General features: G+C 68.4%; 10 protein-coding genes and 2 pseudogenes. 8 read left to right on the top strand and 4 right to left on the bottom strand.

The window, feature by feature from the left end:
* The first annotated feature begins 15 nt into the window (after window positions 1-15).
* The 3 genes from ACQPY0_RS19255 to ACQPY0_RS19265 all read left to right on the top strand — a co-directional run bounded on the left by ACQPY0_RS19255 (window position 16) and on the right by ACQPY0_RS19265 (window position 15,271).
* Window positions 16-774 (top strand): hypothetical protein, encoded by a 759-nt coding sequence (locus ACQPY0_RS19255; RefSeq protein ID WP_432990689.1) that lies wholly within the window; start codon window positions 16-18, stop codon window positions 772-774.
* Window positions 775-946: 172 nt separating this feature from the next.
* Window positions 947-1,795, top strand: coding sequence for a hypothetical protein (locus ACQPY0_RS19260; protein ID WP_432990691.1), 849 nt, complete (start codon window positions 947-949; stop codon window positions 1,793-1,795).
* A 66-nt stretch (window positions 1,796-1,861) separates the two neighbouring features.
* Window positions 1,862-15,271 carry a hypothetical protein gene (locus ACQPY0_RS19265; protein ID WP_432990693.1) on the top strand — a complete coding sequence of 4,470 codons (13,410 nt, stop codon included), beginning with the start codon at window positions 1,862-1,864 and terminating at the stop codon, window positions 15,269-15,271.
* Here ACQPY0_RS19265 and ACQPY0_RS19270 read toward each other — a convergent pair.
* On the bottom strand, window positions 15,268-15,453 hold the full coding sequence (locus ACQPY0_RS19270; protein ID WP_432990695.1) for a hypothetical protein: 186 nt from the start codon (window positions 15,451-15,453) through the stop codon (window positions 15,268-15,270). The two genes, ACQPY0_RS19265 and ACQPY0_RS19270, sit on opposite strands and share 4 nt — an antisense overlap.
* 185 nt (window positions 15,454-15,638) lie before the next feature.
* Between ACQPY0_RS19270 and ACQPY0_RS19275 the strand changes: the two genes are divergently transcribed.
* On the top strand, window positions 15,639-16,298 hold the full coding sequence (locus ACQPY0_RS19275) for a hypothetical protein (protein WP_432990697.1): 660 nt from the start codon (window positions 15,639-15,641) through the stop codon (window positions 16,296-16,298).
* A 154-nt stretch (window positions 16,299-16,452) separates the two neighbouring features.
* On the opposite strand, the gene ACQPY0_RS19280 is transcribed toward ACQPY0_RS19275, so the two are convergent.
* Entirely contained in the window at window positions 16,453-17,217 is a 765-nt protein-coding gene (locus ACQPY0_RS19280) for a hypothetical protein (protein ID WP_432995952.1), read from the bottom strand.
* A 94-nt stretch (window positions 17,218-17,311) separates the two neighbouring features.
* On the opposite strand from ACQPY0_RS19280, the gene ACQPY0_RS19285 reads away from it, so the two are divergent.
* The 3 genes and pseudogenes from ACQPY0_RS19285 to ACQPY0_RS19295 form a co-directional block, all read left to right on the top strand.
* Window positions 17,312-17,794 (top strand): hypothetical protein, encoded by a 483-nt coding sequence (locus ACQPY0_RS19285; RefSeq protein WP_432990699.1) that lies wholly within the window; start codon window positions 17,312-17,314, stop codon window positions 17,792-17,794.
* A gap of 977 nt (window positions 17,795-18,771) precedes the next feature.
* Window positions 18,772-18,930, top strand: a pseudogene (locus tag ACQPY0_RS19290) (ISKra4 family transposase); the annotation flags it as partial.
* Between the two features lie 65 nt (window positions 18,931-18,995).
* Window positions 18,996-19,244: pseudogene (locus tag ACQPY0_RS19295) on the top strand (ISKra4 family transposase); the annotation flags it as partial.
* Between the two features lie 964 nt (window positions 19,245-20,208).
* Here ACQPY0_RS19295 and ACQPY0_RS19300 read toward each other — a convergent pair.
* Complete coding sequence (locus ACQPY0_RS19300) at window positions 20,209-20,478, bottom strand: hypothetical protein (RefSeq protein ID WP_432990701.1); 270 nt, start codon at window positions 20,476-20,478, stop codon at window positions 20,209-20,211.
* Window positions 20,456-21,106: a transposase gene (locus tag ACQPY0_RS19305; protein ID WP_432990703.1), complete on the bottom strand. Its 651-nt coding sequence runs from the start codon at window positions 21,104-21,106 to the stop codon at window positions 20,456-20,458. Before ACQPY0_RS19305 ends, ACQPY0_RS19300 begins: the two co-directional genes overlap by 23 nt.
* Here ACQPY0_RS19305 and ACQPY0_RS19310 point away from each other — a divergent pair.
* Window positions 21,066-21,560 (top strand): winged helix-turn-helix domain-containing protein, encoded by a 495-nt coding sequence (locus ACQPY0_RS19310; protein ID WP_432990705.1) that lies wholly within the window; start codon window positions 21,066-21,068, stop codon window positions 21,558-21,560. The two genes, ACQPY0_RS19305 and ACQPY0_RS19310, sit on opposite strands and share 41 nt — an antisense overlap.
* Window positions 21,561-21,638: the final 78 nt, after the last annotated feature.

Below are 21,638 nucleotides of genomic sequence, written 5' to 3' on the forward strand. Positions count from 1 at the left end.
GAGGGTGACGAAACTATGGCCAATCCTCCGCTCAACTTCGACAGCGGTCAGTCCATGGACATCCTTCCGCATGGGATGTGGGAGTCCGGATACAAAGCTGTCCCGGCGCAATTGGCGACTCTTGTCCGATCGTGGAATGTCATCGCGAAGGCCTGGGACGGTCTCAAGCTGAGTTGGGTAGGCGAGAGCGCGAACGAGGCGCAGCAGTTCAGCGCCCGGCTGCAGGACCTGCAGCGGCAACTGTTCGGAGCGGCTGGCGAGCCCAGGGTTCCCGGCCTGGTCGAGCAGCTTTGCGTGATCGCCGTCAAGGCCGCCATGAACTACGACAGCGCAGACATCGCGAACATCATCATGTTCAAAGAGTTCGCCGATGCAATAAACGTGCAGCCGCTTCCACCCGAGGATGCCGAGTCGGGTGGGGCGCAGCCGTTCGGCCGGGTGCCGCCCGACATCGTCGACTCGCCGGTGATCGAGCGGTCCCCAACGGATGACAGACGATGGCCAAGAGTCTCCATCCAGATCCGGCTAAGCTCGACCATCTCGCAGACCTGTGGGATGCGAAGGCCGCCGACCTCGAAAGGCTGCAGACCGTCACTTCCTCGGCGGTGTCGGCCGCCGACGACTGGAGCGGCGCGACGTATGAGGCGGCTCTGGTCGCCGTGTCGAAGATTCGTCAGCAGCTCGAGAACACCGCCGAGTTGTGTCGGCGCTGGTCACGTCAGTTGCGCAAGATGGCCCAGTCTGTGCGCGATGCCATCAAGCAAGAGCTCGTGAGCATCCTGGCGTTCTTCGTGGGGCTCATCGCCGGGATCTTCGTCGGGTTCGCGTTCGGACCGATGATCGGCGCCTTGGCCAGCGCGATAGCCCGCGTCCTCACCGCGGTGGCCGGGGCGTGGAGAACGGCCTTGACCCTGGTCCTCGAGTTTGTCATCGGCGCGGGCGCCAGGTGCTGGGCTTCGACCTGCCCGCCGGCCCGGGCATCGGCGCGCTGGCGGAGCGGTGGCGTCAGTCCGTGCGGGACTGGCAGGACGGGCTGCGTCCGGCCGGCGCCGAATCGGGCTGGCTGGAGCAGCGGATCGGACTCCGCCAAGGGACCACCGCTTCCCGGCGACCGCGCTGGTGGCCCGTCGGCGGCACGCAGCCGACCGGCCCCGGCCTGTCAGCCCTGGCGGACATCGGGGTTCTGGCCCGTGCCGTCTCCGGTGCCGGTACCGGCGTGCCCGAGCTGGCTTCGATGCGGCGCCTGATGGTCACGCTGACGGCCGAGCGGGGTAGCCACCTGGAGGACGCGGTTCGCACGCTGCGCGGGAACGGCACCGCACCGGTGACCCGGCAGGATCTGCGGATGCTGCTGGCTGCGGGGGACGAGGCCCAGACCGCGCGCGAGGGCCGGCCGGTGCGGCCGAAAGACCTGCGGCCGGCCTGGGCGGCCTGGGCGGCGACCGTCGGTGCCGCGGACCCCCGCACGCGCGTGGACCAGCTGGTCAGCTCCATCGGCTCCGGCGACCTGGTCGAGCTGCGCCTGCTCCTGGACTCGGTGCGCGACGAGGCCACCGGGACGGAACGGTCGATCCGGGCGGTGCTGGAGCTGACAGCGGCGATCCTGGAGAACCGGCCGGGCCGGCACGTCCTCCCGCCGGAACGTAACGTCGACCTCGACGCTCACCGGGTCGAGCTGGGACGGCAACTCGCGCGTCTGAGCGAGGCCCGGCCCCGGCACGCCGAGCAGTTGACCGACCTGACGGCATCGGTCTTTACCTGCCCGCCGCCGGTGGAGACGTCCGAGCGGACGTAGAGGACTACCGCCGACGCACGGCGCGATGTCACGCGATGTGCGCTCAGTTGGTGAGATGGGGATGTCATGCCTGTTGGTGATGGTTGCCCGGAGATTCTGGTCGTTGCGGGCCGGTTGGTGTTGACCGGTGGGTTGGTGCAGGTCGGGGACCCGGTGGCGTTGGCGGCGTCGGTGGCTGCGGATCAGCCGGTCGATGCGGCGTTGGTGTTTTTGGTGGAGGAGGTGCCGCGTTCGGCGGTGGGGTTGGGGTTTGTTCGTGGTCAGCCGTTCGGTGATCAGTTGGTGTTGGTGCCGTGGGGCATTGAGCGTTGGGAGGTTGGGGACGCGGGGGCGGTGGAGCAGCTTGCGGATTTGTATGGGGTGCAGGTGCAGGTGCCGGTGGGGTTGGCGCGGTCGGGGCGGTTGGTTGGTGTGGATGGGTCGGGTCGGGAGGTGGTGTGGGAGGGGGCGGTGGCGGTGCGGGGGTTGCCGTGGTCGCATGTGGCGGCGCGGGAGGCGGTGCGGGAGGCGGCGCGGTTTGCTTCGGATGGGGCTGGGCCGTCGTGGGGGCGGCTTGAGTTGTTTGTTGGGGTGGTGGGGGAGGTGCAGCAGCGGTTGCGGGTGGCGGTGCCGTCGGCGGCGTTGGCCTTTGCGGTGTATTTGGCTCGGTTTGCGGTTGTGTCGGAGGTTTATGCGGGGGAGTTGGCTCGGAAGGTGATGCCGGTGTCGGCTGCCGATCTGTTGGGGGTGGTCGGTGGTGGTCTGGTGCCGGTGGGGGCTGTCGATGCGTTGGTGGACGGCTTGTTGCATGCGTCTGGGTCGGCGGCGTTGGTGTCGTTCGGGTCGGGTGGGTTGGCGTGGTTGATGGCGGGTGCTGGTGGTGTGTTGTGGTGGGTCGGGGGGCTGTCGGGTCCGGGGCCGGTGGCCACGCGGGTGGTGGATGACTGGCGGTTGGCGGCGTTGGGTGATCCGTCGACGGCGGTGTTGGTGGTTGGTCCGGATGGCCGGGCGACCACGGTCGCGGAGTTGCGGGGTGACAGCGGTCTGGCGTTGTCCGACCTGCTGCCCTTCCGGCCGGGCCAGGACGTGGCGGTCAGGCCGCAGGAGCTGACCGTGTTCACGATGACGGACACCGAACTGAAGGACCCTGCGCGGGCGGCTGTGGCACAGTTCGAGCAGATCGTTGCGGCAGCCTCAGACGATCTGCCGCTGTTGGTCCGGCGTCTGACGGAGTTCTCGGCGGAGTTCTCTGAACCGCTGGCCCCTGTGGGTGGTTCGGGTGTGCCGTTTCTGGTGGATCTGCCGGCTCCGGAGGCCGGTACGAAGCTGAGATTGAGGTTGGTCCCGGGGGAGCCCTTGGAGGCTCTTGAAGGGGTGTCGGTGATCGACGATGGTGACCAGCTGTGGATCGAGGTCGAGCTGGATCGTGCCGGCTGGGAAGGGCTGGCCTGGGTGGTGTCCGCTGCGGGTGGGGAGCAGGCTCGCGCTGCCGATGCGGAGATTGAGGTGCGGGCTGAGGATGATCCGCTTGTGTTCTCCTTTGCCAGGCTCGGCCTGGATGCGGGTGGTGTGCAGGCGCTGGTCCTGGCGACGACGCTGATGGCAGCAACTCCGGGCCTCTGGGTTGCGTTCGATGCCTTGGGTTGGTTACACGACGGGGACAGGTTTGTGGCGCGTCGAGATGCCGCGTCGGTCCTGTCGACTGACTTCGGGCGGTTGTTCGGGCAGGTTCGCGATCCGCGTGTTCGTGGGCAGCTGATTCTGGTCGCGCTTGCCGCTGGGGCTGAATCGGTGGCCGTCCCCTGGGATCGTGGTGCTGCGTCTGTGAGCGGCCGGCCGGGCCCGGTCGATGGTCCGGTGGAGGCGATCAGGACGCCGGTCGGGCCGTGGTCGCCGGTCGTGCTGTTGCCGAGCGAGCCTCCCGTCGATGCGTCGCGCGGTGCGGGAGCCGCGACGGGAGCGCCGACGCCGGGTCGGGTAGCGGTGCTGGCGATGGAGTTGGTGCGTCAGCACGCGCCGGGTCTGACGGCGGTCCGTTGGGAGGTGGTCGCCCCGAGGAGGATGGATGCTCCGGCGGTGCCCGGACAGTTGAGCGCCGTGCTCGCTGACCGGGAGTTGACGATGTGGGCGTCGGCCGGCCTGCTGGAGAGCGGTGTGATGGTGCGTCCGGAGGGTGGAGGGCCGAACGGACGGGTCCTGCTGATGGTGCGGGGCGAAGCGCCCGGCTTCGAGCAGTACGTGCGGATGGACGACGCCGAGCAACGCCACCATGACGCTGATGAATATAGGGCGCCGTTGCTAGTGACCGTGGGGTTGCACGCCGGGTCGTTGGACGCTGGTCGCATCACCCTCGAGGCCGCCGCCGGGCTGCCTGCTGTTGGTTCGGTGCTGATGGAACTGCATGCGGCGAAACTCGAGTCGTGGCCGAGGCTGTTCGACTTGGCCGACGAATTCGGCGTCGATGTGTTCAAGCTGACACCGTTCATGCACGCGCTGTCCGATGAGGGGCGGCTATTTGTACGCGAGCTGGAGACGCGTGTGGATCACCCGAGCCCGGATGCCGGCCTTCGGCAAGTCTACCTACCGGAGCTCGAGGATCTCGCAAACAGCATTGTCCGAGCTGTCTGGAGGAAAGAGTCGGAGGACGTCGTTGTCGAGGTAGGCAGAGCCGCCGCCGAATCGGCGGTGCTGTTCCTGCCCGACATGGGGCTGACCAGATTCGAATGGCGGGCCGCTCTGGCGGAGGCGGGCCGGGCGGGTCTGACGGAGGCGGGCCAGTGGGGTCTGTGGTTGACCGGCGTGCTGGGCTTGGAGTCCACGTCGTCGGCGCAGGCCCACCAGCTCGTGCACGAGCTGGTGGGCGACGGTGCGACGAAGTATCTCGACACGCCGGAGCAGTTGGCGGACTGGCTGGGCCTGGACCGTAGCGCGCTCTCTGCCTTGTCGGCGCGGCTGCGGGTCAGCCGACGTTGGGTGACGGCGTTCAGTGTCCGGATCGGGCGGGTGCCGGACGATGTCGTGGATCTGGCCAGTCAGTTGGGGGTGCGGGAGCCGGTTCAGCTGTTCGCGTTGGCCTCCATGCTGGGGGTCGATCCGAGGGTGCTCGGCGCTGAGGACGATCTCGGGCAGCTCAACGCTGATGCCGGACCGGGCAGGTCCGGCAGGTTCGCCGCGGCTGAGCGGGTGGCCGATGCGATCCGGGCTCGTCCGGACTGGCCGGAGCGGCGGTTGGCCGGCACGCTGACGGATCACCTGTTCCAGATCGTGCGGCACACCCGGACAGCGCCGGATCTGGACGACGAACGTGGCTGGCTCGGTCTGCCGTTGCTGCTGGAGGTCGCGGCCAGGCTGGAGGTCCCGCCGCGATTGGTGGTCGCCTATGCCAATCTCAACCCTGCGCCGACGTCCGCTGGTGCCGGCCAGGCCGGGCCGGACGAGGTGGTCGCCGCATACCAGGAATGGCTGCGGTCCGTCGAGCAGCGATTCGGGCTCAACGGGGAGGACATGGGGCGGGTTTGGGACCGACTCGGGTCGGACTCGATCACCAGGGGCGACCCGGCCGCGGTCCACGCCGTAGCGCTGCAGCATGCCGGGCCGGAACGCGAGTCCGGGGTGTTCGGCCGGATCGTTGCGCACGCCGGCGAGGACCCGACCGCCGCCATCCGCGCGATGGTGGCGGTGCAGGAGCGGGGTGGGTGGGCTCCTTTGCCGGTCCCGCTGGTGCCGGACGCCCCCAGCCCGGCCGGTATGTCGTTTTCGATCACGTCGGAGAGCGAGGAGGAGCGCCTCCTGGCGACGACGCGCGGGCAGGTGGACAGGAACATTCTGGAAAGGCGCTGGCAGCTGGAAGAGCGACTCAGTCACCTGCCTGGTGTGGTTGTCGCCGAGCACGAGGGCCGGACCGAGGTGCGGTACGAGTTCGGGCCCGGTCGGGGCGCCTGGCCCGGGCTGTCAGTGGTGCTCGATGCCCTGCAGCAAGAAGACTCCGGCTTCCGTCGGATGCGCGTCAGTGTCACCACCGGATACGGCACCGACGCCGCCGCGTACCTGCGGCTGGCTCATCTCTACTACACCAACGTCGATGTGCTGGCCGCCATCGGGCTTGCGCCGTCCGAGAACTACCGGATTGACGGAGAGGTGTACGCCCTGCCCCGTTGGGGCTTTTCGACGTTCGCCGGATTTCTGCGGGGCCACCAGCGGGGCGCGCTGCAAATGTCGGTGGCATGGCGCTCCGACGACCTCGTGCGGTTCACCATAAGCCCCAGTCAGAGTCTGGTCCGGCCCGGGGTCTTGCAGACGCAACTGCGGATCATCGCGGAGTTGGTGGAGCTCGCCCGCCGGCCGTTCCAGCAGCCGGACGTGTGGGACTGGCGATTCCAGTCTCCCGGTCACCGGGGCTCCGGGGCCCCCGACATGATCGGGCGGTTGGTGGGCCTGCTCGCCGATCGGTCGGTCCGGGCCCAGGCCGCCGCGCTGTTGTTCCGTGCTAGGCCCCACCCTCCCATGCGGGCGTATGGGGTAGCCCCGCCCGAGCCGGTGGTGTCCGGGTTGGGTCCCGTCAGGGACGATCCCACCATCGTGGGGGAGCCGCCCCAGGCACCGGAGATGCCGGGCGTCGCCGAATTGGACGGGGTGCTGGCGGAGGACACGGCGTTGGCGGGGCTGGATGTCGGCGAGCTGACCGCCCGGTTGAACGATCCGTCGCTGGGGATGAGTTATCGGGAGGCGGTACTACGGGCGGCCGGGCCCGACGAGGTGTTCGCCGCCGGTCGCGTGCCGGGGGATCAGCCTGTGTCGGATGTGTTCCGTCAGTTGGTCGCGGGGCGGTTGGCGTTGCCGGACGAGGCGGTACGAGCGGCCTACCGTGCGGCCTCGCGGAAGGATCTGGAGGATCTGCTCCAGCGGGACCAGGGGCAGTGGGCCGCGCTGATGCTCAGCTCGGCAACGGTTGACGCGTTCATGGGACGCCCCGGGGAATGGCGCGACGATGCGCTGCTGGCGGTTGATGCCGGCGCCGCGGACGGGTACCGGGACTGGCCGGAGCCGTCCGGGATTGTGGATTGGCTGCTGAGGCGGATCGGGTCCGGCGAGCCTCTGGTGCCGTACTTCCTGACGGATGCGTTGGGTGGCCTGGCCGGGCCTGGGTCGGGGCGGTGGTTCGACCTCACGATCGAGGTGTGGCTGGCCGCTGGCGGCGGATCGCAAGAGGACGATGAACCGCACGGCGAGACGTGGACGTTGGTTGAGCCCTCGGAACGTCGGGCTCGGGTGGGAGACGCGGTGGCTGCCGCGCAGGAGGCACTTGACCGGGCCGGCCTCACGGCCAGGTTGCAGATTGTCGACGTAGTGGCACCCGTCGAGCACAATTTCAACGTTCAGGCGACGGGACTTGTGGACAGCCCTCCAGTTTGGCGAGCGCTCGGGTCGGTGATCGAGACCGTGCAGCGCCACGGCGGTCGAACTATCCGGTTCATGGAAGTCAGGATCGCTAGTCCTGGGCCGGTGGACGCATCGGCGGTGGAACTGCGGGAACAGGCGCAGACCCTGCAGAGTCTCCTCGTCAACCATGATGACGTGCTGAGGACGCTGGGCGTCGTGGGCACCTTGTCCGTCGACACTTTCCGCGTCCGGTCAACGGGAGAGTTGCAAATCCTGACGTGGTTCCCGTTGGACAGTCAGTGGGGTCTGGCAGGAGTGCAGGTCCCGCTGCGGGTCATGTTTGGGCTGATGGCTGCCGCAGAGCGGGTCGCCCGGCCTGGCCCGGCGGTCTCGACCATGCCTGGGGCCGGGCCGGTCGGCGCGGACGTCGCTCTGGCCACGGCGGCGCGGGAACAGGTGGAGAGAAGGCTCCTGGACCTGCCGGGCGGGCGGCAGCTCGCGGCGTTGCTGGCCGAGTTGCAGTTGGGGCCGGCCCACGGCACCCAGGTCGTGGCGCTGTCCCGGTTCACCGATCAGCATCCACACAACCACGACCCGGTCCGGTACTCCGATGAAGTGGGCTTCTCGGGGCAGCTGGACCAAGGGCGCCTGCTCCTGTCCATGAAGCTGCGGAACAGGCTTGACGCGGCGCCGGTACACCAGAGGGGCCGGATCCGTTTGCAGCCGCCACCGGAGGGCCAACCGTCGGTCGCCGAGCGTTCGGCGTTCGAGGTCCGGCGGATTGTTGTGGGCGGGGAACTGCACCTGACCGAGGTGACGATCAACCTTCGGTTCAGGCCGTCGGCCGCTGCGGGTCGCGATATCACAATGACGTGGTTCGACACATTCGCCGCTGTTGACAAGATCTACAATCCGGTGCGTCGCGCGCTGCCCGACGGAACGTGGGCGTTTGTCCACGGCGAACCGTTGCCGAACGGCGACCTGTTGAAGGTACGAGTCAACTGGAGGGCTACAGACGACGTCGTGATCCATCACGAGATCGCGACAACCGGGGCGGCGGTCGACCAGAATACCTGGCTGCCGGGCCGATCGGCCGACGTCTACGCCCATGAGATCGGGCATATGCTCGGCCTGCCCCACGAGGCGAGCCGGGATGCGCTGATGCATCCACGTACACCGATCGAGGGGCGCCATGACGGGGCCGGCGGCGAACGCCCGGGCGTCGCGCTGACTAGTCTGACCTTGCGCCTCTTCGAGCTTGTCGTAGGAGAGGTGCCAGCCGCCGCGGAGCCATCCATCGCAGACAGTGTGGTCACCCCGCCGCTACGGCCTGGGGACCATGTGCTTCCCGCAGCCGACTCCGATGCCGGGCCGGCCGGTGTCGGTGGTTTGCGGGTGAGGCTCGATGCGGCGCCGGTGTATCAGCGGGGCCGGATCCGTTTCCAGCCGCCGGAGCAGCCGAGGCCGGTCGCTGAGCGCTCGGCGTTCGAGGTCCGACGGGTGTCGGTGGATGGGGGGTACCTGACCGAGCTGACGATCAACGTCCGGTTCAGGGTACCGGCCGCCGGTGGTGCCGCGGCCGAGGCAGCGGAGAAGATCTTCAACCCGGTGCGTCACGAGTTGCCCGGCGGTCTGTGGGTGTTTGTCAACGGGGAGCGGTTGCCGAACGGTGACCTGTGGAGGGTGCGGGTCAACCGGGTGACCGCGGTCGGCGTGGTGGTTCATCATGAGGTCGATACGACCGGGGTGGTGGCCGACCAGAACAGTTGGCCGCCTGGTCTGCCGGCTGATGTCTATGCCCATGAGGTCGGGCACATGCTCGGTCTGCCCCACGAGCCTGGCCGGGATGCGTTGATGCATCCGCGGACGCCGGGTCCGTCCGGTGAGCGTCCGGGTGTCGCGGTGACCGACCTTAGCCGGCGAATTCTCGCGCTCCACATCGGCGAGGTGCCGGCCGCCCGGGATTCCTCCACCGCGGACAACGTGATCCAGCCGCCGCTCCGGCATGGGGACCATACGCTCCCCATGGCCGGATTCCAGCCTGCCGGCGCCGGTGTGGAGGACTTTCGACTGTTCCGGACGGCCGACCCGGCGTTGCATGCCTTGATCCGCGAACAGGTGCGTCAGGACTACCCACGGCTGTTCGGACCGGATGACGAGAGCCGGTGGCGAGCCTGGGAGGGCATTGCCGGGCTCATTGCCGCGGAGGCCGGCGTCCCGGCGCCGCGTGGATGGCAGCAAACCGTGCACAGGGGGCACTTCTCCGCGCGCCTGTGGCAGGTGAGCCTCGGCATCGGTCGGCCGCTCGATCATACGGTGCGGGGTCTTGTTCACGAGATGCTGCACGTCGAACAGAAGGCCGTGACGGCCTGGCGGTTCGGGGAGGTCTATGCGGAGATCGGAGACTTTGCCGTCCGGGAGGAGCTCCAGCGGCGGCGGCCGGCCGACGACCCGAGGTATCCGGCCGCGGACCGGCTGCGGCACTCCAGCCCCAGCCCTGCCCAGCAGTTGTGGGTCAGCAAGGCGTTTACTCTCTTGACCGGACTGACCCGACGGACGATGGGGCGGGTCGAGCGGGCTCGCGGACTCGGCCAGGTCGGCCCGCGGGTGCGGCGCCGGCTCGAGGAAGGTCACACTCGGGCGTTCGCGGCGTTGACCGTCGTACAGGCCATGTACTACGCCGACCCGTCCGAGGCGCAGGCGTTCCAGATGGCGATGGTGCTCGCCAACGAGGGGTCGATGCGTAACTATCACCTTGAGGGAGGCGCGCTGAGGTCCGCGCTTGCGCGGTTCGGGCCGGTGCCCCTCGGGCCGGCGGGCTTCTTCCTGCCGCTGCCGTCGTCGAAAGCCCCACCGCAGCGGCCGGCCCACCCGGAGCGACCGCTGGTGGTCCTCGATGTGGAAGACGTGGAATACGCCACTGTGCGGCTCGGCGCGTTGCGGGACCTGCTGCCGGACCCCACGCTGGTCGAGCTGATACCCACCGTGCGGTTGTCCGCCCCGGACGTCCTGAAGTTGGCCCGGGCACTGGGCGATCGCCACGAACTGGCGATCGGCAGGGACCTGGTGGATGCAGCTGGCGCGCCGGCGGACCATCTCGTCGGGTACACGAGGGCGCATCAGGCGACGATGCGACAGTTCGCCGGCTACTACACTGTGCACACGGCGGCGCAGCGGCGGGACGTCGAGGTCGTCGACATGTTCACGCTGAAGGCGCTCGGTGAAGGCACATACGGGCTCCTGCCGGGCTGGCTCGCGGTCCTGGTCGGCGACCGGGTGTGGATCGGGCCGGCGGGCTCGCCACCGCGGGTCGAGGACGGCGACCCGCAGGTGGTCATCGGCGGGCCGGACCAGGACACTCCGTGGACGGTCTGGCAGTACGGCATGTGGGTTGCCCGGGCTCTGGCCGGCCACGCCGGGAGGGTTGCCGATGCGGAGTTCGTCCATGTGCACCGGCCGGCGTCCCAGGCGTCGCCGCGGCCGTGGCCGCTGCTGGAGTCCCTGCATGCGGTGACGGAGCATGACCGGCGGCTGCTCGACCTGGCCTTCGGGGAGCTTCCTGCGTTTGCCGGCATGCCGGCCTTCGCTGTGTACTACCTCACGGATGCGTTGCTGGACATGGCCGGCGCCGATCCGCAGGAGCGGGACCTGGCCACGCTCGTGGCCGTGCTGGACCAGTACGCCGAGTCGCTGCCGGCGTTGTCCGGGGAGGCGGCGACCGACCCGCAGGCTGCCCGGCGGAAGCTGCTGCGGCAGCTCTGGCAGGACGCGGGCACGTTCTACCGTGAGATGGCCGAGTTCGAACCCGGCCCTCCGCCGGTGGTCGCCGCGCCGGGAATGTCCAGGCCGCTGTCCGAGGAGTTGCGGGTGAGGCTCGATGCGGCGCCGGTGTATCAGCGGGGCCGGATCCGTTTCCAGCCGCCGGAGCAGCCGAGGCCGGTCGCCGAGCGTTCGGCGTTCGAGGTCCGGCGGATCCCCGTGGGCGAGGGACTGCACCTGACCGAGGTGACGGTCAACGTTCGGTTCGGGGGGGCGGCCACTGGCGGTGCAGATGTCGCGTTGGCCGCGGTGGAGGGGATCTTCAACCCGGTGCGTCACGCGTTGCCTGACGGTCTGTGGGTGTCTGTCAATGCGGAGCCGCTGCCGAACGGTGATCTGTGGCGGGTGCGGGTCAACCGGGTGACCGCGGATGACGCGGTGGTCCATCACGAGGTCGATGTAACCGGATCGACGGCGGACCAGAATACGTGGCCTCCGGGTCTGCCGGTCGATGTCTACGCCCATGAGGTCGGGCACATGCTCGGTCTGCCTCATGAGCCGGGCCGGGATGCGTTGATGCATCCGCGGACGCCGGGGCTGGCCGGTGAGCGTCCGGGTGTCGCGCTGACCGACCTGAGCCGGCGACTGCTCGCGCTCCACATCGGCGACGTGCCGGCTACCCCGGAACATTCCACTATGGACCATGTCGTGACGCCGCCGCTCCGGCAAGGGGACCATGTGCTTCCCCAGGCCGGTTCCTGGCCGCCGCCGTACACGGTCGGTGTGTTCGCCGACGGTTCGTACGCGGTGGCCAAGCCGCCGCAGTACAGTGCGCAAAGGCCGCGCCCGGTTACGACGGACGGGTCGCGGCCGGTCAATGCCGCTGGCTGGCACGGCTTTTCTGGATTCTTTATCTATAGCCCGGAGGGTGTACCGCGCGGCAGCTATGACGCGGACTTCGTTGAGGCAGATGACTTCATCGCGGTGTCGTCGCTGCACAACCACTCGGACGTCCCAGGAGCCCTGGACCTGGTCACATTCTTCGCGACCGAGCAGAGCAACAAGCCGTACTTCCAGTTTGTAGGGGTCTTCAATCCGAAGCTCTGGCCGCTACTCAGCGATGACTACAGGATGACGCTGCTGCCGTCGTCGCCGGAGAGCTTGCGTGGCTATCGGGCACGGCGGACGGTGATGAACGACATCGTACGGAAGCGGCTGCAGGAGTCGGGCTGGATACTGGCGCCCGATGGCGGCACCGGCACAACGCCGCCGTTCGGCCCGCCCCGAGACGCTGATGGGCGGCTGCAGGAGACGGTGCCCTTGACCGTAGCCGCAGTTTTTCCGCACTCAGACGTGAGGTATTACTACGAAAAGGCAAGGGAGATCGGCTGGATCTCGGCGGATGGTATGTCCGAACGGGCGTGGCATGGGTTGAAGCGGTTGACCGGCTTGCGTTCGGAGCGAAGCAAGGCCTTCGAATTCATACATCATGTGCTATCCCGCGGCAACGGACGGGTGCGCAAGGATCTGGTGTTGCCCGGCTACTCCGTGTTTCGCAATACGGTTCGTGGCCAGGTCGTAACGGCACGGGTACTTTCTGGTGGTCGTACTTTGAAGGTGGATGGGGGGTGGCATCCACCGATTCGGCGTCCGCTGCCGCTGGACTTGATCCTGGAGTCGCGCGACGATGATGTGATCCTGGAAATTCTGGACCGCTTCGGGTTTCAGGTGGAGATCAGCCGCGACAACAGGTTCCAGCCTTCTCGTACTCGCGGCGGTACCGCAACGGTCTACCTCGACCCGTTGGACGGCAACGGCTCTTGGCAGGTGCTACAGCAGGCTTACTCGGCGCTGCTCGGCCTGACCGACGTTGAGGACCGCCGGTTGTTCCGTACGGCCGACCCGGCATTGCATGCCTCGGTCCGCGAATGGGCGCATCAGCACTACGCGCTGCTGACCGGCCGGGACGGCGACGAAAGTCGATGGCGAGCCTGGAAGGCTGTCGCTGGGCTCATCGCCGAACGTGTCGGCGTCCCGCAACTGCGGGATTTGGTACTTGTGGACTCGCTCGACATTCCTTCCGAGGGGCTCTTCTCCGTGGCGGAGTGGAACGTGAGCCTGAGCGGTGGAATGCCGCTCGACCAGACATTGCGGGTCCTCGTTCACCAGATGTTGCACGTCGAACACGCGGCCGTGGCCGCCTGGCGGAGCGAGGATGCATACGCACGAATCATCGACGATGGCGTCCGGGAGAGTCTCAGGGAGGGACGGCCGGACAGCGACCCGCGGTATCAGGCCTTCGAGCGGCTGGGGATCGGGACAACAGGCCCGGACGATGAAGCCCGGTCGAACTGGCTCAGTGACGGTTACCACCACCTGATCGGACTGCACGAGCAGATGACCGAGCAGTTGAATCAATCAGTGCTCGGCATGCGGGTACGTCGTCGGCTCGGTAGCGGCGCAAGTGTGGTGCGCATGGCGGCAGCCGAACTGCAGGCCACGCGCTATTCCGAACCTGGCCTGAAGCAAGCTCTCCAGCTGGACTTGGCGTTCGAGGCCGGCGGGTCGATGCGTGACTATCATCGGGAGGGGACTGCGCTGGCGGACGCGCTGGCGGGCCTTGCGCCGGTGAGCCTGGGGCCGGCAGGCTTCTTCCTGCCGCTGACGCCGTCGGCAGCGCCACCCCAGCGGGTGGTCCATCCGTTGCGTCCGCTCGTGGTCGTCGAGGTGGCAGATTTCACGCAAGCCCGTCGGCGCCTGGGCGAGTTGTGGAACCTGCTCCCGGAACCCACGCTCGTCGAGTTGCTATTCCCCCGCGACGTGCGACTGTCCGCCACTGACGTTCTGGAACTGGCCGGGGCGCTGGGTGATGTTCACGAGTTGGCGATCGGGAAGGATCAGGTGGATGCCGCTTGGGTGCCGATGGATCATTTCGTTGCGTACACGTGGGCACATCAGGCGACGATGCGACCGTTCGCCGGTTACTACACCGCGCACGTGGCGCCGCAGCGGCGCGACATCCAGGTCGGCGACATGTTCACGCTACAGGCGCTCGGCGGCGGCAGATACGAGATGTTGCCGGAGTGGGAAGTGGCGGTGTTCGACGACCGAGTGCAGATCTATGAACGATGGCATCGGGCGAGGACCCCTGACAACGAACTGAGGGTGGTCATCGGCGACCGGTTCAAGGACACCCCGTGGACGGTCTGGCAGTACGGCGTGTGGGTCGCCCGGGTGTTGGCCGGCCACGCCGGAACGGCCGCGGATGAGCGGTTCGTCCGCGTGTACAGGCCGGAGCCCGTGGCGTCGCCGTGGCCGTGGCCGTCGCCGGAGTCGGTGCACTCGGTGACCCGGCACGACCGGCAGCTGATCGAAGTGGCATTCGGGGATGTGCCTGAGCTCGACGACGCTCCGCCCTTCGCTGTGTACCACCTCATGGACGGGTTGCTGGACAGGGCCGGCGCGAATCCGTTGGTGACGAGCCCGCACATGCTCACACCGACGCTGGACCGCTATGCCGAGTCGCAGCGCTTCGTGCCCAGAGCGAGGACGAGGGACCCGGAGGGGGACCGGCGGGAGATTCGGCGGGAGTTGCTGCGGCGGTTCTGGATGGAGGAGGGTGCGTCCTTCCGTGCGGTGGCCGAGTTCAGACACCACCATCTTCCACCCCTTGGCACCAAGCCGGGGGACGCCAAGCCGGGGGACGCCAAGCCGGGGGACGCCAAGCCGGGGGACGCCAAGCCAGCCGAACCCGCCACGCCGGGAAGGTCTCCAGCCGCGGTCGACACGGCAACCGGCTCCGGCGCGCCTGTGGAAGAGCCTCAGCGGGACCGGCAGGATCTGGTGACGCGGTGGGCGGAGCATCAGGGGGCCTGGCCGGACGTGTCATCGACGTTCCTGGACAGATACCTGGCGCCGCAGTCGGACCGGACGTCGCGCCGGTCTTTGAACGACGATTTGCTGCGGATGATGTATGTGAGGTGGGAGTTTCGAGAGCTGGCGGTGGATCTGGCGCGGGGCGTTGTGGAGCGCGAGCAACCAGTCGAGGGCCGACGTTCCGGCTTCGACTACGGCCTGGAGAACGCGAAGGTGTTCGCTGCCGTCGACAGGGTGTTGAGGATGTCGGTGACCAGTGCGACGGACCCTGACTCGAGCGAGGACTGGCAAGAGGCTATTAAGGACGTGACCGGGTGTGTGCTGGATCCGTACGACAAGGTGTACTGGGTGACGCGGTTGGACGAACTGCGAAACCGGGTGCTGGAATCCGGCATTCCCGGACACCCCGAGCGGGACGGTGTCGGGGCGCCGGAGCACGCGAAACTGCTCGAGCTGCTGACCCAGAACCTGTCGAACTGCTAGACGTGCTGGCTCCCCCCGGTCGCCGGTACCGCGCCGTCATGGGCGGCCGCGACGCAGGCCGAGGTCGACCTGCACAGCTGGCGGGACGCGGCGGGGATGAACCGCACGATCGAGGTCATCGGGCCGGTCGGCAGTGTGCCGGCGGCCCACCTCGCGGTGTTGGCGGAGGCGGCCGAGACCATCGACGAACCCATCATCGTCCTGGCCGCCGACCGCCCCGGTGAACAACCGGACCCTGAACGGCTGGCGATGTTGCGGCGGCGGCTGGAGGTGCACAGCTGGGTCCCGGCGGCGCCGGTCGTGTACACCCCGGACGCAGGTCCCGACGTCGGAGCTCACCGAGGTCCTGGACACCTACGGCGCGGCCGTGGTGTACGAGGTGCCCGGGAGGTCCGCGGACGGCGTGCTGAATCTCGGCACGGAGTGGACGGCCCGGCGACCGGGCGGAGGGGAGGGGGCGCCGGCCGAGGCGACACTGACCGCCGACCTGATCGGCGCGGTCGGCCGCCTGCGGCGGGCGCCCGCCTTCACACCGCCGGGCATGCCGGTCGCGGCGTTCCTGTCGGCGCCGTTGCGCGACCCGGAAGCCATCGTCGCCGCGCTGCGCCGGGACGGCCCGATGCTGGCCGAGCAGCACGCTCAGGTGGCGGAGGTCGTCGGGCGGGTCCCGTCGTTCGCCGGACACGACGCCGTCCTGAGCCTCACCAGGCCGCTGTTGCACGCCGACGCGACGGGCTCAGAGGTGCTTGGCGAGATGGCGCCGCTCCTCGCCTCGCTGGCCGGCGTGCGGTTCGACGACAACGCGAGCCATGCGATCCTCGGCGCCATCGGGGACCTGATCGAGGGCCGGACAACCCAGGACAAAGCCAAGAGCGCCATCTGGGAGTACCGGAAGGAGTTGCCGAATCAGGGCAACATCCGGCCCGACTGGATACGCAAGATCAGCGCGTTGACCCCGCTGCTCTCCGAGCACCATCAGCCGGTCATGGAATGGATCGGGGTGGCCATCATGACCTGCCCCGAATGATCAGGCGGTTGAACGGGGCGGTGTCCGGGCTCGTTGTGCAGTTGTGCACGCCCAAGACCGGCGGTGGCGTGGCGCTTCCCCCTGTGTCACACCGCCGTCTTCCAGCACATCTCCCGCAGGACTCAGCGCAGGCGGGCGGCCAGACCGTCGATGATCAGGGCCAGACCGGCGTCGAACGCCTCCTCGTGACCGAAGGGCGGGCCCTCCCCGTCGGCAGTCGCGTCACGGTCGGCGGCCTCCTCCTCCAGGGCGCTGCCGACCGTGAGGTTGGTGTTCCTGTTGAAGATGGAACCGCCAGTAGGCTCCGAAATCGCCGTTCATGATCACGGCGCGTTGGAGGAGTACTGCCTCTGCGCCGGGTAGGCCCCAGCGGGCGCCGGTGATCGCCATTCTGTCTTGACGAGGTAACGGCATGCTCGTACGGGGACAGCACGACCGGCGCGGGCGGCAGCACGTAGACCGCGTTGGATACGGCCGAGCCCCATGTCACGTAGTACACGTGCGTCAGGTCGAAGGTGAAGTCCCACCGCGCCCAGGTGCAGACCATGAAGTATGGCGGGCTGCAGGGGGAGTACTTGGCACCGCTCGTCGTGCGCAGTTCGGTGCCGGCCGTCTGGTCGTGCAACTCCATGTAGCCGTAGTCGGTGTTGCGGTTGGACCGGGCGATCAGCCCGCCGCCGCTGTCCGCGAACAGGGTCACGGCGCCGGCGGTGAAGTCCGCGATGCCGCCGCCGAAGAACCCGGCGAGGTTGCGCTTGTCGCCGGCGCGGTCGTTGAGCCGCGCCCAACAGTGGTGACCCTGCCCGCGTGACCTGGACAGCGTGGTCCGGCAGACCGCGCCGCCGCCGCAGGAGGCGAGAACCGCGTCGGTGCCGTCCTCGACGATCTCCAGGTAGTACGGGCCGCCGTTGACGAACACCGACGAGCGCGCGACCAGGGGGGTGCGTTTCCTCTTGAGTGAGCTGGAGCGGTGTGGCGTGTCCGCTGGCGGTTCGGCCTCGTTGCGTTAGCTGGTGATCGGCCGGCGTGGAGGAGCGGGTGCGGCGGACGTCGGCGAGGTGCTTCGGCTTCTGGCTGAGCGGGAGGCGGCCTGCCGGGCCGAGGTGGATCGGTTGCAGGCCGAGGTTGATCGGATCGGTGGTCTGCTGGTGGTGTGCCGGCAGGAGTTGGACCGTGTGGTGACGGCCCGTGGGGTGGTCGGCGAGCTGGGGGTGACGGATCTGGCTGTTGCTGCGCCTGCCGGCCGGGCCGTTGTGGTGGCTTCCGGTGCCGACGCGGAGTCGTTCACCGATCGGGTGCTGGCGGTGCTTGCCGGGCATGGGGGCCCGGTGCGCTGCCGTGAGGTGGTCGCGGCGCTGGGCGAGGATGCGTCGGTGGCGCGGCATGTGGAACGGGTGCGGCACCGGTTGAAGAAGCTGCACCAGGCCGGGCAGGTCGCCGAGATCACGCCGGGAATGTTCACTCTGGCGCGTGCGGGAGGTCCAGCGCGGGGGTGACCGCGGGCGACGTAGGAGGGTCTTCGACGACTTGGTCGGGTGTCAAAGCCTGAACCAGCCTCGAGGAAGACCCGATGGGACATTACCCGCAGCCTGCGCCTGGACCGGACGATTTCGCCGCTTCCCGGACCCACCTGGAAAATATGATCACCCATTTGGGTGGTGTGGGCATGATGGCCTGCACTCAGCAGGCACTGGAGGAGTACGTCACCACAGCGGGGCGGGAACTGCAGCGGCGGCTGATGCAGGACCAGTTGGACGCCCGCGCCGCCGTCGAACAGCGACTCGGGCAGGTGCACGGCGCCGACGGTGTGGCCCGGCGGCGGGCCGAGACCGGGCACCGGCGGCTGGTGGCCACCACGGTCGGGCCGGTGGAGGTGACCCGGATCGCCTACCGGGCGCCGGGCGCACCCAACCTGCACCCGGCTGACGCGCGACTGGCCCTGCCGGAACGGTTGTATTCCTTCCCCCTGCAGCGCCACGTGGTGCACGAGGTGGCCGCCGGGTCGCTGCGAGCCGCCCGGGACGCGCTCATCCGCACCACCGGCCAGTATCTGGGCACCCGGCAGCTGATGCAGATCGCCACCGAGGCAGCGATCGACATCCGTGACTTCTACCAGCACAGCGTCGCTCCCGGCACCGACGCGGCCCGCGGCGGTGGCCGTGACGTGCTCGTACTGAGCATCGACGCGACCGGGGTGAACATGATCCCCGCCGATCTGCGCGAGCCGCCCTCAGCCCGGCCGGCCACACCGCAGCCGCCGTCGGCCCAGCTGGCCCGGCGGGAACGGACCGGACGCACCCGCATGGCGGTGGTGACCGCGGTCTACGACGCCGTCCCCGCCCCGCGCACCGCCGCCGACATCCTTCCCCTCGACGCGGCCGAACGCGCCGCACGCCGTAACGGCCCGCGCGCCGGCGGCCGGAAGGTGAACGCGTCGCTGGAGCACTCCGTCGCGCCCATGGTCACCGCCCTGTTCGACCACGCCGAAGCCCGCGACCCGCGACACCGACGACGCTGGGTCGTGCTGGTCGACGGCGCCAACCACCAACTGGAATGCCTGCAGCAGGAAGCCGGACGCCGTGGTGTCCACATCGACATCATCGTCGACTTCATCCATGTACTTGAGTATTTGTGGAAGGCTGCCGAAGACCTGCACCCGACCCACCCGGCCCGTGCCGCCTTCGTCCAGGCCACCGCCCGATCGCGTTGGCCCTGGGATGGCCGATCGCCACCGGCGTGATCGAGGGCTGCTGCCGCTACCTGGTCAAGGACCGCCTCGATGTCACCGGCGCCCGCTGGAGCCTGCCAGGCGCCGAAGCAGTCCTGCTCCTCCGCGCAGTCATCGCCAACGACGACTTCGACCAGTACTGGCAGTTCCACCTCGACCGCGAATACCAGCGAACCCACTCCAGCCGCTACAAGGACCAATTCGCCCTGGCCGCATAACCACTGACGCTCCACTCACTCAAGGAGAAACGCACCCTCCCGACTTGCCGGACCCCGACCTCAACATCCGACAGGACGATCCGTGCGGAACCCGGACCATCGATCCCGTTTCTCACATTCCGGGAGAGTTGAACATCTGCGGGAGGTCGAACGTCGTCCTTGAGGACAGCGGGGAGCCTCAACCGGCATGCGACCAAGGCACATGTACGCATGCGAGTCTCTTGATGTCCGGAGTCGGCAAATCGTATCGTCCAAGGGAGCGCGAATGTCCAGAATCGCCAGAAGGCTGCCCGGTCGGGCCATCCAGCCTGGAGTCCGAGTTGGACCCACGGGGAGGTGGCTCACCGTTTTCGCCGCTTCACTGTGTGCAGCTGTCGCATCCGTCGCAATCAATGCATCCCCCGCCCAAGCTGGCTACGTAGGCCAGAACTACCTGCGGAACTGGGCGACCGGCCTCTGCCTGGATAGCAACGCTGACGGCGCCGTGTACACCCTGCCGTGCTCGATGCCGCACCCCAGCAACCCGTATCAGACCTGGGAGCCGGTGATTGTCGGGCGAGAGGGTCACGACCTTGTCGAATTGCGTAACGTTGCGACAGGACTGTGCCTTGCCGACGACGGCTACATCCATACTCGCGCCTGCGACAGATCAAGTGTGCGTGTTTGGGAAGCGGCGGGCACCGGCTGGGACGTCGTCAGTTTCGTGAACGACGAGACAAGGGTATGTCTCGATAGCAACTCTGACGGCCAGGTATACAGGCACGGTTGCAACGGAGGCGGTTACCAACTTTGGAAATTTGGCTACTGATCGGAACCATGGCCTCGATACTTTCGGGCGGCGCTCCGTGCCCTGCCGGCCGCCGCGGTGAACAGTTCCGCAGCGCGTCGTCCTGACCCGGCGCAGACCACCGCCGCGGGCTGATCCCATCGGCGCCCGCTGGGCGCCGATGGGATCGCCGTTCGGCTATCCTTCGCTCGGCGCACCCGCCGCCGGGTCGGAGGCGGCGGGTGAATCAGCCGCTGGAGCGTGGAGGAAGTCGAAGTCGTCCCGCCGCAGCGTGTGCAGCCGCCATCGGTAGCGCACGGTCGAGTCCGGCCAGAGGAGCGTGCCGCTCGGTGCATCGGTCTGGTACCAGCTGCGGCAACCGCCCGTGTGCCACACGGTGCGCTCGAACATCGTTCGCAGGTCGCTCTCGAACCGGCGCTCGGCATCACGCCGGACGACGAGGGCCATGGCGCCGGATGATCGCGTCCTGCGGATCGCTCGGACGGCGTATCGTGCCTGCGCTTCGATGTTGCCGACTCGCAAGCCCGCGGTACCGGCACTGGCGTAGGCCGTACGCGTGGACGGTCTCGGAGACGGCGGCCTCGCATCCGGCGCGCAGAGCATACCGCTGTTTCCGCTCGGGAGTCTGCTGTAATGCCCGGGCCCGGGTTTGGATTTCCTGCAGCGGCTCGGGCAGTAGGAGCAGGTGGCGGCCTTTGCCGTCAACGTTGCCGGTGCATTGCTGCCGGACTGTGCAAGCGCGGCAGTCCGCTCGCCGGAACAACACCGACAGTCGCGGCTTGCCATCTGCCACCGTCGGTTTCCACCGCAGACCAACCGTCCCTTGTGGACACATCACGGTCTCGGCTTGCCAGTCGACGTGGAACTCTTCCTTGGCAAAGCCGGGCCGCTCGACGGCACGTGAATCCTGGCGGACCGGCCCGACAACGGTCGTCCCGTGAGCAGTTGATGCCCGGTGCACCGTTTCGGGTGTGAAGGGGAACCGTGGGCTGAACGCGCGGAAACGTGGTCGGCGTGCGGTGGAGCAGAGGGCGTTGACAGCACGGCAGGAGGCGCGGCTGCGTCGGGTGATCATCCACAAGTACCCCGACCAGGTCGCGTTGCCCGGGCTGGTGTGGACGCGGCCGCAGGTCCGCCAGCTGGTGCGGGACTGGTTTGGGATCGGTCTGTCGCTGGTCACGATCGGTAAGTATCTGCGCTCGTGGGGGCTGTCGCCGCAGAAACCGGTCCGCACAGCGTACGAGCAGAACCCCGACGCGGTGGCGCAGTGGTTGGAGGCGGACTATCCGGCGATCGCCGCTCGCGCCCGCAAGGGCGGCGGGGTGGTGTTGTGGCTGGACCAGACCGGGCTGCGCTCCGACGCCGCGGTGGGTACCACGTGGGCGCCGGTCGGACAGACGCCGATGGTGCCCAAGACCGGCAGACGGTTCGGGATCAACGTGATGGCCGCGATCAGCAACAAGGGCGAGCTGTACTTCACTTGCTACACGGGCACGTCACCGGCGAGGCAGGGCCATTGCGTAGTCTGAGGGCAGGCCTCTGAGCTGGGGTTTCGTGGAGTGAGTGGCCTCTTTGGAGGCGAAGGTGACGGGTGAGATCACGTCGGT

Origin of the sequence: Dactylosporangium sp. CA-233914 (genome assembly GCF_050942935.1) — a bacterium.
Classification (GTDB): Bacteria; Actinomycetota; Actinomycetes; order Mycobacteriales; family Micromonosporaceae; genus Dactylosporangium.